This window comes from Serratia ficaria, from assembly GCF_900187015.1.
GTDB classification, from domain to species: Bacteria; Pseudomonadota; Gammaproteobacteria; order Enterobacterales; family Enterobacteriaceae; genus Serratia; species Serratia ficaria.
Map to the genome: position 1 here is coordinate 4,693,764 of NZ_LT906479.1, position 12,282 is coordinate 4,706,045.

General features: G+C 60.9%; 14 protein-coding genes. 5 read left to right on the forward strand and 9 right to left on the reverse strand.

All coding sequences use genetic code 11. The features are described from left to right. Positions 1–564: 564 nt before the first annotated feature. A complete protein-coding gene (locus CKW09_RS21960; RefSeq protein WP_095099461.1) occupies positions 565–1,254 on the reverse strand; it encodes an LrgB family protein in 690 nt (229 codons plus the stop codon). Further along, complete coding sequence (locus CKW09_RS21965; RefSeq protein ID WP_095099466.1) at positions 1,247–1,669, reverse strand: CidA/LrgA family protein; 423 nt, start codon at positions 1,667–1,669, stop codon at positions 1,247–1,249. Before CKW09_RS21965 ends, CKW09_RS21960 begins: the two co-directional genes overlap by 8 nt. Positions 1,670–1,808: 139 nt before the next feature. Between CKW09_RS21965 and CKW09_RS21970 the strand changes: the two genes are divergently transcribed. Further along, on the forward strand, positions 1,809–2,696 hold the full coding sequence (locus tag CKW09_RS21970; RefSeq protein WP_095099469.1) for a LysR family transcriptional regulator: 888 nt from the start codon (positions 1,809–1,811) through the stop codon (positions 2,694–2,696). A 30-nt stretch (positions 2,697–2,726) separates the two neighbouring features. On the opposite strand, the gene CKW09_RS21975 is transcribed toward CKW09_RS21970, so the two are convergent. The 5 genes from CKW09_RS21975 to CKW09_RS21995 form a co-directional block, all read right to left on the reverse strand. Then, positions 2,727–4,376, reverse strand: a complete 1,650-nt coding sequence (locus CKW09_RS21975; RefSeq protein ID WP_061799152.1) for a Na+/H+ antiporter — start codon at positions 4,374–4,376, stop codon at positions 2,727–2,729. Between the two features lie 189 nt (positions 4,377–4,565). Then, positions 4,566–5,927 carry an NCS2 family permease gene (locus CKW09_RS21980; protein WP_095099471.1) on the reverse strand — a complete coding sequence of 454 codons (1,362 nt, stop codon included), beginning with the start codon at positions 5,925–5,927 and terminating at the stop codon, positions 4,566–4,568. A gap of 350 nt (positions 5,928–6,277) precedes the next feature. Then, entirely contained in the window at positions 6,278–6,685 is a 408-nt protein-coding gene (locus CKW09_RS21985) for a VOC family protein (protein WP_061799155.1), read from the reverse strand. A gap of 47 nt (positions 6,686–6,732) precedes the next feature. After that, positions 6,733–7,401, reverse strand: coding sequence for a glutathione S-transferase family protein (locus CKW09_RS21990; protein ID WP_095099474.1), 669 nt, complete (start codon positions 7,399–7,401; stop codon positions 6,733–6,735). Beyond that, positions 7,398–7,841, reverse strand: coding sequence for a lipocalin-like domain-containing protein (locus CKW09_RS21995; RefSeq protein WP_061799157.1), 444 nt, complete (start codon positions 7,839–7,841; stop codon positions 7,398–7,400). The genes CKW09_RS21990 and CKW09_RS21995 overlap by 4 nt, the downstream gene beginning before the upstream one ends. A 197-nt stretch (positions 7,842–8,038) precedes the next feature. Here CKW09_RS21995 and bhsA point away from each other — a divergent pair, with 197 nt between their 5' ends. After that, on the forward strand, positions 8,039–8,299 hold the full coding sequence (gene bhsA / locus CKW09_RS22000) for a multiple stress resistance protein BhsA (protein ID WP_095099477.1): 261 nt from the start codon (positions 8,039–8,041) through the stop codon (positions 8,297–8,299). A 55-nt stretch (positions 8,300–8,354) separates the two neighbouring features. Here bhsA and CKW09_RS22005 read toward each other — a convergent pair whose 3' ends face one another. Beyond that, positions 8,355–9,272, reverse strand: a complete 918-nt coding sequence (locus CKW09_RS22005) for a LysR family transcriptional regulator (protein WP_095099479.1) — start codon at positions 9,270–9,272, stop codon at positions 8,355–8,357. A gap of 128 nt (positions 9,273–9,400) precedes the next feature. Between CKW09_RS22005 and CKW09_RS22010 the strand changes: the two genes are divergently transcribed. Next, the gene (locus CKW09_RS22010; RefSeq protein ID WP_095099482.1) at positions 9,401–10,150 is read left to right on the forward strand and encodes a 3-oxoacyl-ACP reductase family protein; all 750 of its coding nucleotides are present in this window, start codon (positions 9,401–9,403) and stop codon (positions 10,148–10,150) included. A gap of 48 nt (positions 10,151–10,198) precedes the next feature. On the opposite strand, the gene CKW09_RS22015 is transcribed toward CKW09_RS22010, so the two are convergent. Further along, positions 10,199–10,669 carry an Rrf2 family transcriptional regulator gene (locus tag CKW09_RS22015; protein ID WP_095099484.1) on the reverse strand — a complete coding sequence of 157 codons (471 nt, stop codon included), beginning with the start codon at positions 10,667–10,669 and terminating at the stop codon, positions 10,199–10,201. A 155-nt stretch (positions 10,670–10,824) separates the two neighbouring features. Here CKW09_RS22015 and CKW09_RS22020 point away from each other — a divergent pair, with 155 nt between their 5' ends. Beyond that, entirely contained in the window at positions 10,825–11,235 is a 411-nt protein-coding gene (locus CKW09_RS22020; RefSeq protein ID WP_181907829.1) for a DUF1360 domain-containing protein, read from the forward strand. Beyond that, entirely contained in the window at positions 11,216–11,911 is a 696-nt protein-coding gene (locus CKW09_RS22025; RefSeq protein ID WP_095099486.1) for a class I SAM-dependent methyltransferase, read from the forward strand. The genes CKW09_RS22020 and CKW09_RS22025 overlap by 20 nt, the downstream gene beginning before the upstream one ends. Positions 11,912–12,282 lie beyond the last annotated feature (371 nt).

Sequence of the window (12,282 nt, forward strand, 5' to 3'; positions counted from 1 at the left end):
AAAATAACCGCCCGGTTTTAGGCAAAGCCTGGCCGCCCGACAGGTTAAGTCAGAATAAAAAACATGAGAAAGTTGGGTCGCCCCCCAACTAAGAAATGACGTAATAGCTAATCTTGAGAACCCCCTGCCTGCCTCGTTTTCCTGAGGAATGAAGTATAGGAGAGGATATTTTTTTTGGCGAAAGGTGCTGCGAGCAATAAATGACCGTTTTGTTTCCCCGATATTACCTGGAGATGACTTTCCGGCGCATTATCCATGACAATATAATCATTGCATTCGGATTTATACTATTTGATATTATTTACCACAGTTAATGTGCAGAAAATTTAACGATGAGAATTTCTTTATATCAATAAGTTGCGCTTTATGATTAGCGCGGTAATTATTTATATTTAAATAAGCGCGACTGGACGAGAAATGCGCAGAAGAGTTTAACGCCGTTTTATCTATCGCATTTTGTTCTAATGATGGACAAAATCGTGCTGAAAAGTTTTTTCGCTTTTTCTCGCCAACGGCGGTCGGCACCGTTCCCATTGGCGAAATTTCATGCAACCGCGCCCGGCGTTACCACATCCATTGGCCAATCAGCGGCGCGGCGATCACCGTGATGATCCCCGCCAGCATCATCACCAGGCTGGAAACCACCCCTTCCTGCTGCCCGAGCTCATAGGCCTTCGCGGTACCGGCGCCGTGGGACGAGGCCCCCAACCCGGCCCCCTTCGCCAGACGGCTGCGCACCGCCAGCCGCAGGAACAGCATATCCCCCACCGCCATGCCGAACACCCCGGTGATCACCACGAACAGCGCCACCAGATCCGGCTGTCCGCCCATCTGTTTGGCGGCCTCCAGCGCAAAGGGCGTGGTGATCGAACGCACCGCCAGGCTGCGCTGCACCTCTTCCGGCAGCGTCAGCAGCCGCGCCAGCCACACCGAGCTGTGCACCGCCACCAGCACCGCCGTCACGACGCCGGCGGTCAGCGACAGCCAGTGGCGGCGAATAATATGCAGGTTTTCGTATACCGGCACCGCAAAAGCGATGGTCGCCGGCCCCAATAGCCACAGCAGCCAATGGGTTTCGCCGATGTAGTCCCGATAGGAGATGTGGGTCACCACCAGCAGCAGCACCAGGATCATCGGCGTCAGCACCAGCGGCATCAGCAGCAGGGTGCGGCGGCGGCGATAGAGCCGCTTGTTGGCGAAGTACAGCGCCAGCGTCGCCAGGAAACAGGCCAGGCTGAGGATAAAGTCATTCATGGCGCTGTTTCCGCCGCTGCAGCCACACTTCCAGCCGGTAGACCCGATCCACCACCAGTCCGGTGGCGCCCAGCGTCAGCGTGGTACTGATCCCAATCACCAGAAAAATCTTCCAGCCCTCGACCATCAGCAGCTGGGCATAGTTGACCACCGCCACCACCGCCGGCACGAAAAACAACAGCATTTCGGCCAGCAGCCAGCGCGAACCGGCCTTGACCCAGTTCAGCGGCAGAATGCGCAACAGGATCAGCGCCAGCAGCATCAGCATGCCGACAATATTGGCGGGCAGCGGCAGGTGAAATTGTTGAACCAGACGGTCGGCAATCAGGAACAGCACCGCATACAAAGCAACCTGGATCGGCACCTGCAGGCGGGTCAGCAGGGATGGCGCGACACGGCGTAACGCCAGTGACATGGAAGATAACCTCGAGCAAATAATTTACGGCTTACAGTATACGCAGCCGGGTAACCCTGCCTGAAATGAATTAAAATTATCGGCATCATGCCGTCAGGGAATAGTTTCCCGCCGGTATCGCCCTGAGGAGAACCCCAACGTGGACGTTCGCACCCTGCGCTACTTCGTCGAAGTGGTGCGCCAGCAAAGCTTTACCCGCGCGGCGGAGAAACTGTTCGTCACCCAGCCGACCATCAGCAAGATGCTGCGCCATCTGGAGGAAGAGCTGGAATGCACGCTGCTGATCCGCGAAGGACGCAAGCTGCACCTGACCGACAGCGGTCAGGCGGTGTACCAGCGCGGGCTGGCGATCCTCGACGAGTTCCGCCAGCTGGAGGCCGAGCTGGAAGACATCAGCTCGGTGAAAAAAGGCGTGCTGCGGCTGGGCATTCCGCCGATGGTCGGCCGCCAGATAGCCGATCTGATCCGCCGCTTCCGCCAGACCTACCCCGGCATCGAACTGAAAATTTCCGAGCTGGGCGGGCTGTCGGTCGAGCAGGCGGTGATGTCCGGCGAGCTGGATTTGGCGATGACCGTGCTGCCCGTCGATTCGGATCAGCCGCTGACCTTTCTGCCGCTGCTGGGGCACCCGATGTGCGTGGTGGCGCCGCGCACGCCGCACTGGCTCAACCGCACCGGCATCGATATCGCCGAGCTGGCCCACTGGCCGATCCTGATTTACAACGAGGATTTCGCGCTGTACAAAATGCTGATGAAGGCTTTTCGCCAGGCCGGTTTTGAACCGCAGATCGCGGTGCGCAGCGGGCAGTGGGATTTTCTCGCCTCGATGGTGCAGGCCGGGGTCGGCATCGCCACCCTGCCGGAGCCGGTGTGCCAGTGGCTGGACAAGGAAAGCCTGATTTGGCTGCCGCTGGAGCCGCGCATGGAGTGGAAGGTCGGGCTGATCTGGCGCCAGGGCAGCTACCTTTCGCACAGCGCACAGGCCTGGATCGCCTGCTGCCGCGACTACTGGCCGCCGGTGAAATAATCGGGGCCGCGTCTGCGGCCCCGTGTTTCATTACCCTTCGCGTTCTATCAGCAACGCTTCCAGCAGGTCGAGATCGTGCAGCAGCTTCTGCAGCGTCTCGTTGCTGATTTTCTGCGTGGCGCGCAGGTGATACAGCTCGCCGCGTTCGGCGCGCAGCGCCGTCAGGCGGAAACGCCGCTCGAGGTTTTCCAGCGCCAGCGCATTCTCGATATCGTCCTTGGAGGTGATGCGCCGCCGCAGCGTGCCCACCACCCGGGAACTGATCTCTTTCAGCACCTGCGGATCGAGGTTTTCCTCGGTGTCGGCGGCCAGGCGCTCTTCCATCTTGTTCACGCTCTCGATCGCCACTTCGGCGGCCATGGCGATCGCCATGCGCTCTTCGCTCTTGCTGGCGCTCTTGTCCGCCACCTGTACCCCGCGCAGCAACAGCGGCAGCGCCAGCACGCCGACGATCAGCGACAGCAGTATCACCCCGGCGGCGATAAACACCAGCTGATAACGCGCCGGGAAGGCGCTGCCGTCGCTCAGCAGCAGCGGTATCGACAGCACGCCGGCCAGGGTAATCGCCCCGCGCACCCCGGCGAAAGAGGCGACCCACAGTTCGCGGGTGCTGTAATCGCCAAACTGCAGCGGACGCTTTTTCATAAAGCGCTTGCTGGCGTTTTTCATCAGCCACAGCCAGGTGAAACGCAGCACCAGCAACGCGGCGTAGATGGTCGCCACGTCGGCGAACAGGTACCAGGTCTGGATGGTCGGGTCCAGCTCGGCCTGCAGGATTGACGTCTCCAGAATGCCCGGCAGCTGCAGCCCCAACATGATGAACACCATGCCGTTGAACACAAACTCCAGCATCGCCCAGACGCTGTTGGCGCGCAGGCGCATCGCCAGCGGCGCGTTGCGGATCACGCCGGACTGGCTGATGGTCATGCCCGCGGCCACCGCCGCCAGGATGCCCGAGACGCCGATATGTTCGGCGATCAGATACGAGGCGAACGGCAGCAGCAGCAGGAAGACAATCTGGGTGGCCGGGTCGTCACCGCTCCAGCGGCTCATCACCCGCAGCGATTTACTGTAGAGCCAGGTAACCGCCACGCCGGCCAACAGGCCGCCGATCGCCACCTTGAGGAATTCGAGGGTGGCGCCGCCGACGGTGAACACCATGGTGCCCATCGCCACCGCGATGGCGAACTTCAACGACACCAGGCCGGACGCGTCGTTCATCAGCGCCTCGCCCTCGAGCACGCCCATGATCTGCTTGGGAATGCGCCCTTTGCCTACGATGCCGGACAGCGCCACGGCGTCGGTCGGCGACAGCACCGCCGCCAGCGCAAAGGCCGCCACCAGCGGAATGCCCGGCACCATGGCGTAAATCAGGTAGCCGACGCCGACGACGGTGATCAACACCAGCACCAGCGCCAGGCCGAGAATTTCTCGCCCATGGTGCAAAAACTCGCGCGTCGGCGTTTTCCAGCCGTCGGCGAACAGCAGCGGCGGTATGAACAGCACCAGGAACAGTTCGGGATCAAAGTCGACGTGCAGCCCGAAATGCGGCCAGGCCAACAGCGCCCCGATGGCGATTTGCATTAACGGCAGCGGCACCTGGAACGGCAACATGCGTGTCACCACCCCGGACAGGGAGACCACCAGGATCAAAATGAGGATTGTAAAAAAGATTTCCATGCTTTCCTTAGACTCTCGGGTTCAGACTGCATCTCTGAGTATGCACCGAATAGTAGATCACTTTTTTTACGGCGGTTAAAGCTTGTTGTGCCTTTCAAAACGCCACGCAGAACAGAAGGAGACTTATCCGAAGGGGAACGGCGGGGCGAGCTTCCCCCGCCCGCGCGGGCAGGGGAAGAGAACGCGCGATTAGATGGCCCAGCCGCCGGCGTAAAACGCCACCAGAGCCAGTGCGATCAGCACGGTGCCGATATTCAGCTTGCGCCATTCGCCGGAGAAGATGCGGCCGATAACCAGCGAGCTGAAGCCCAGCATGATGCCGGTGACGATGTTGCAGGTCAGCACGATAAACACCGCGCACAGCAGGCCGGCCATGGCGTCGACGAAGTCGTTGAAGTCCAGCTTGGTGACGTTGCTCAGCATCAGCAGGCCGACGTACATCAGCGCCGGCGCGGTAGCGTAGACCGGCACCAGGTAGGCCAGCGGCGACAGGAACAGGATCAACAGGAACAGCAGGCCGACCACGGTGGCGGTCAGGCCGGTCTTGCCGCCCGCGGCGGTGCCGGCGGCGGATTCGATGTACACCGCGGCGGGCGCGGCGCCCACCAGGCCGGAAAAGACGCTGCTCAGGGAGTCTGAGGTCAGCGCCTTGCCGCCGTTGATGATCTGGCCGTCTTTATCCAGCAGGTTGGCCTGGCCGGCCACCGCGCGGATGGTGCCGGTGGCGTCAAAGACCGCGGTCATCACCAGCGCCAGCACGCTCGGCAAGACCACCGGCTGCAGCGCGCCCATGATGTCCAGGCTGAAAATCAACGAGTTGCCGTTGGCGTCCGCCAGGCTTGGCATGGCGAACAGCCCCTGGTATTTCACCGCCGGATCGAAGATCAGGCCAATCACCGAAATGGCGATGATCACCAACAGGATGCCGCCCGGCACCCGCAGCTTCTCCAGGCCGAAAATCACCGCCAGCCCGAGCAGCGTCATCACCACCGGGAAGGAGGTAAAGGCGCCCAGCGCCACCGGCAGGCCGTCCAGCGGGTTCTTCACCACCAGGCCGACGCCGTTGGCGGCGATCAACAGCAGGAACAGGCCGATGCCGATGCCGGTGCCGTGCGCCACGCCCATCGGCAGGTTACGCAGGATCCAGGCGCGGATGCCGGTGACCGAAATGACGGTGAACAGCACGCCCATCAGGAATACCGCGCCCAGCGCCACCGGAATGCTGATGTGCTGGCCCAGCACCAGGCTGAAGGCGGTGAAGGCGGTCAGTGAGATAGCGCAGCCGATGGCCATCGGCAGGTTGGCCCACAGCCCCATCAGCAGCGACCCCAACCCGGCCACCAGGCAGGTGGAGACGAACACCGCCGCCGGCGGGAACCCCGCCTTGCCCAGCATGCTCGGCACCACGATCACCGAGTAAACCATCGCCAGGAAGGTGGTCAGCCCCGCCACCACCTCCTGACGCACGGTGCTGCCGCGCGCGGAAATATTAAAGTAGCCATCAAGCCCGCCTTTTGGTTTTACGGCGTTATTCGCTTGAGAATTCGACATATGTTGCTGTCCCCTGTGTTTCATTATCGGCCCGTTGCAACAGGCCTGTAATCCCGCCCGCGCCTGGTCGCCACGGAATCGTTTCCGTCACGTTCGCTTCCCTGCCCTTCAGCGGCGCGGCCAACCGGCGGCGCGCAAAAAGGCAAACGTTTAACTCGCAGCGCGTGATGCGGGTGATTTATGGTGGTTTATTCAAGGCAAACGATTATCCGGCCTTCTCTACCGTCGAATCAACTAAAGATCGCGGCAAAGTATGCAGAAAGGCGCCGGGATCAATCATTATCGAAAAAGCGGGGTTTGTCACATAGGTAAATCCGATGGGAACGCCCCCGCGGCCGGGGGCGGCCGGGTTACTGCGCCTGCGGGGCGTTTTCATCCATATACATCAGCTCCCAGATGTGACCGTCCGGATCCTGGAAGCCGTGGCCATACATGAAACCGTAATCCTGCGGCTGGTTGTAGGTGTTGCCGCCGGCGGCGATCGCCTTGCGCACCAGCTCGTCCACCGCCGCTCTGCTGGGCTGCGACAGGCAGACCAATACCTCGGTGGCCTTTCTGGCGTCGCCGATCGGGTTCGGCGTGAACATTTTGAACTTGTCGTGGGTTAGCAGCATCACGTAAATGCTGTCGCTGACCACCATGCAAGCGGCGGTGTCGTCGGTAAACTGCGCGTTAAAGCCGAAGCCCAGCCGGCTAAAAAATGCCATGGACGCGGGCAGATCGCCAACCGGCAGGTTCACAAAAATTTGCGTAGCCATGGGCTACCTCCAATGAAGGGTGACCTCATCGAGTATAGCCCATCGCGCTAGCTCAGCAGCGCGTACGGACCGCCCTGCTCCAGCGCCCGCTGGTAAGCGGGACGGGCATGAATGCGCTGCAGGTAGCCGCGCAGCTTCGGGCAATCGTCCAGCGCGCCGCGCGCCGCCATCGCCTCCAGCGGAAAGCTCATCTGAATATCCGCCGCGCTGAATTCGTTGCCGACAAACCAGGTGCCTTTATTCAGGTGCTGCTCGAGGTATTCGCAATGCGGCGCAATCTGCTTGTCGAGGTACTCGCGCTGCACGCCCTTGCCGATCGCGCCGGCCACCGGCCGCAGCAGCCAGGGGATCGGCGGCTGGCCCAGCCGGCTGAACACCAGCTTCATCACCAGCAGCGGCATCAGCGAACCTTCGGCGTAGTGCAGCCAGTAGCGGTATTGCTGACGAGCGTGGTAGTCGGTGGGGATGAACAGCCCCTGCGCATCATAGGCTTCCTGCAGGTACTCGATGATGGCGCCGGACTCCGCCAGCGTCAGATCGCCGTCGACGATCACCGGCGATTTGCCCAGCGGATGGATGTTTTTCAGCGCCAGCGGCGCCAGCATGGTTTGCGGATCGCGCTGATAGCGCTGTACCTGGTAAGGCACCCCCAGCTCTTCCAAAAACCACAGGATGCGCTGCGAACGCGAGTTATTCAGATGATGAACGATGATCATGAAGAGGTCCCTAGCCGTTGCCACACCAGCTCGCCAACCTGCACGCCGTTGCCGATTTGCAGCGGCACGGTGCGCAGCATAAGCCGATCGCCGATGAAACTGTAGAAGCGCACCTGTCGGCTGCCGATCCAGTTGGGGAACGAGCTGCCCTCGACCTGATGCACCACCCGCTGGTCGCTCTCGTCCACCTGATAGCGGCCAAAATAACAAATCATATTGATAAAGGCGGCGTGGATTTCCCGTTCGCTGCCCAGCGCCAAATCGTCGGCGGCGAAGCGCGGCCGGGTGGCGCTATACAGCTGCGCCGCCATGGTGCCGTTGGCCTCGTAGTTGATGCGGCCCAGCACCTGCTCGCCCAAGGGGTAATTTATCCTGCCGTCTTCGCCTTTAAACACGGAAGACACCAGCGACCAGCTGCCGATAAACGCGTTGATTGACATCAGGCTTCCTCCTGCAGGGGGTGTTGTTTAAAGGGTAGCGGCGATTTTTGCACCACGCCAGCCGCACAAATATCAGTCAATTTATTTGATCGATATACTCAAAACTCTCCGATTTTTTCTTTAGGCATCGGCAACTATCATTTAATACATCGAGAGACAACGGACTCTCACCGAATAAATACCCTGAGGAACGAATCATGAAAAACATCAAAATTTTTGCTACCGCCCTGCTGCTGACCACCGCGTCTTTCGCCAGCGTCGCCGCGGACACCCCAGCCAGCCTGCCTGCCGCCGGCGCCCAGAAAATCGGCGTGATCTCCGTTAGCGGCGCCGCCAACCTGAGCGCGCTGGAAAATGAACTGGCCGGCAAGGCCGCCGCTTCCGGCGCCAACGCCTACCGCATCGTCGCCGCCGGCGGCCAGAACAAACTGTACGGCACCGCAGAAATCTTCAACTGATCGTCAACCAGCCAGTTGACGGAAGAAAGAAGCCCCGCCAGGGGCTTTTCTCGTTTCAGCGGGCGTCGAAACGCGTCGCCAGCCGCTGCAGGCGAAACTGTTCGGTGATGTAATCGACAAACGCCCGGGTTTTGGTCGGCAGGAATTTGGTGGTGGGGAAATAGAGGTATACGCTGCCGCGATCGACATACCAGCCCGGCAACACCCGCACCAATCGGCCGCTCTCCAGGTAAGGCAGCGCGTTCGGCATGCCGATCAGCGCGATGCCCAGCCCCATTTCCGCCGCCCGCGCCGCCGCGTCCGGCTCGTTCACCGTCATCTTCATCGCCATCGCCGGCGCCCGCTGTTCGTTTTGCGCGTTGCGCAGCGGCAGGTTGCGCACGCGGCCGGTTTGCGGCGAACGGATGAAAATGCCCGCATGCTCCGCCAGCTGTTCCGGCTGCTGCAGCGGCGGTCGGTTGCGCAGATACTGCGCCGAAGCCACCAGCACCCCGTGGGCCGGCGCCAGTTCGCGCGCGATCATGCCCTGCGCCAGCTCGATGCCGCCGCCTATTGCCGCGTCGAAATGATCGCCAATCAGATCCACCTGGCGATTGTCGAAATGCCAGTCGGGGACGATCGCCGGGTAGCGCGCCAAAAAATCCGGCAGCATCGGCAACACGAAATGCAGGCCGAAAGCGGTGCCCATGCTGATCTTCAGCGTGCCGGCCGCCACGCCGCCGCCGCTGCTCAGCCCTTTCAGCGCGCACTGGATGGTCTGCAATCCCCCGCTCACCTCCTGCAAAAAGCGCTCGCCGGCCTCGGTGAGGATCAGCTTACGGGTGTTGCGTTGAAACAGCCGCACGCCAACCAGCGTCTCCAGCTTGGTGACATTCTTGCCCACCGCCGCCGGGCTGATGCCCAGCTTGCGGCCGGCGGCGGAGAAGCTGCCGTTTTCCGCGCTGCTGACGAAGCATTCCAGATGACCCAGCATGTTTTCTTCCCCTGATTTAAAACCTTTGGTTTAAGCTGATTATAGCTCTTTACGGCTAGTGGCCTGCGGCCGTTTCTCCGATACTGGTTCGGTAGATTTTTTAACCTCATCCACTCTGGAGAAACATCATGTCAGCAACGCTTCCTCTGCAGGGCAAAGTCGCATTCGTTCAGGGCGGCTCACGCGGCATCGGCGCCGCCATCGTCAAACGGCTGGCGCGCGAAGGCGCCGCCGTCGCCTTTACCTACGCCGCCTCTGCCGATCGGGCCAACGCGCTGGCGAGCGAAATCACCGCCGCCGGCGGTAAAGCGCTCGCCATCAAGGCCGACAGCGCCGATGCGGCGGCGCTACAACAGGCGGTGCGTCAGGCGGTAAACAGCGTCGGCAAGCTGGATATTCTGGTGAATAACGCCGGGGTGTTCACGCTGGGCGGCACCGAGGAACTGGCGCTGGCGGATCTGGACCGCATGCTGGCGGTTAACGTGCGCAGCGTGTTCGTCGCCAGCCAGGAAGCGGCGCGCCATATGAACGACGGCGGCCGCATCATCCACATCGGCAGCACCAACGCCGAGCGCGTGCCCTTTGGCGGCGCGGCGGTGTATGCGATGAGCAAGTCGGCGCTGGTCGGCCTGACCAAGGGCATGGCGCGCGATCTCGGCCCGCGCGGCATCACCGTCAACAACGTGCAGCCCGGCCCGGTGGATACCGAGATGAACCCGGACGAAGGCGATTTTGCCGAACAGCTGAAACAGCTGATGGCCATCGGCCGCTACGGCAAAGACGAGGAAATCGCCAGCTTCGTCGCCTACCTGGCGGGACCGCAGGCGGGCTACATCACCGGCGCCAGCCTGAGCATCGACGGCGGCTTCTCGGCGTGACCGGTCTGCAGTGCAAACAGCCCCGCAAGGGGCTTTTTTAGCGGCGGATTACGCGTTGGCGCCGTCGAGGCAGGCCGCCGTATCGGCATCCGGCCCTGCCGGGAAGTGGCGATCGAACCTATCCTTCAGGTCTGCCAGGCTGATGTCGGCAAAGCGCGCCAGCAGCGCCCGTTCGGCCTCATCCAGCACGTTGCCCAGCGCCTGATTCACCGCCGCCTCGACCGCGCACTCCGGGTGCTCCTCCCCGTCGCCGATGGCGAACAGCTGCTTAACGCCCACCGCGCGATAGATATCCAGCAGGCTGATATTCCGCAGATCGCCGGCGATGCGCCAGCCGCCGTGGTGGCCTTTCTCCGACGTAACGAAACCGGCGTCGCGCAGGCCGGCCAGGGTGCGCCTGACTACGGCGCTGTTGGTGCCCAGCATCGCGGCGATCTGTTCCGAGGTATAGACCCCCTCGTGGCGCGCCATATGCAGCAATACGTGCAGCATGCGCGAAAGCTTGTTGTCCTGACGCATTCCCCTTCCTTCTTCCAGGTATAATCACGTATCTTACAATGATACAAGAGATTGACAACGGCGAATATCACGTGCTTTTATAAGTTACATGAGAGAACCGGCGCTGTCTTGCGCGCTGAAAACGCATGCACCATGACTTATATAAGGAATAAACGATGACATCCGCACTGGCTTCAGATCTCTCGGTATGCCTGATGATCGCGCTGGCGTCGGCCAGCATTTCCATGACGCTGACCCAAACCGAACTCTTCGCGGCGCTGCGGGCCTGGGCGGCGCGCAAAAACGCCCTGCTGGGCCATCTGTTCAAATGCTTTTACTGCATGAGCCACTGGGTGGTGATAGCCGGGATGCTGGTTTACCGCCCCGCGTTGCTGCACAGCGGCATCGGCCCGGTCGACTGGGTGATGACCGCCTTTATCGTGCTCACCGTCACCACCTTCATTAACGGCCTGCTGTTTAAAGCGTTTCAGGCGGCCGTTCGCACTCATGTGATGAAGCACGAGGCGCAGCAGATGTTGAACCCGCATGAGTCGCGACGAGGCGCACATGAACCAGAACACCAATGACATTTTCAACGGCGAGTTTTCCCGCCAGTATGACGCCGGCAACGCGCGCTTCAGTGCGATTAGCGACAATCTTCACTTTTTGATTGCGCTGCTGCTGAAGGATTTGCCCGCCGATGCGCACATCCTGTGCATCGGCGTGGGAACCGGCACCGAGATCGTCCATTTGGCCGGGCTGTACCCGGGCTGGCGTTTCACCGGCGTCGATCCCTCCGCCGATATGCTGCAGGTGTGCGCCAGTAAGCTGCGACGGGCGGGGATTGGCGATCGCTGCGCGTTGGCGGCGGGCTATCTGCAGGATCTGCCGGGCACGGCCGATTACGACGCCGCGCTGTGCCTGCTGGTAACCCACTTTATTCTTGATGGCGAACGCGGCGGCCTGTATCGCCAGACGGCGGCGCGGTTAAAACCCGCAGGCCGCATGGTGGTCGCCGAAATCGCCGGCGATATGGCGGCGGCGGATTTCGACCAGCACCTGGCCAGCTGGGCCGCCATGCAGGCTCTCGCCGGCCAAACTCCGCGCACGGCGGACGAGCTCAGGACCCAGCTGCAGCAGCGCTTGCTGCTGTTGCCGCCGGCGCACACCGAGCGGCTGATCGCCGAGGCCGGTTTCTCTGCGCCGCAGCGCTTCTTCCAGTCGTTGCTGATCCATGCCTGGGCGGCTCGCAAACCGGCATAAAAAAACCCCGCCTGAGCGGGGTCTTCGCGATATTTTCCAGGCGAACCTTAGAACGGCAGTTCGCATAAAATAGAAAACAAATCATTCAATCTATTGAAAATATTGTTTTTTACCATAAGTATAAACAAAACCGTTAAGCTAAGACAAATATTGTCAACTTTCTGGGCAGGTACTGTGGGAATATTAGTCGCCAAGCGTAAAGATAAAATCTTGACACTTTTAGCGACAGCACCTGACCAACTCAGGCGGCTTCCAACGCCCAAAATCAAAAAGGAGGGTATTGGAAGGCAGGTTGTTTCCACCAAACATTGGACAACATTTAGCAAGATCTAGGCGAAATAAAATCCATGTTCCGCTCTTGCCATCAACTC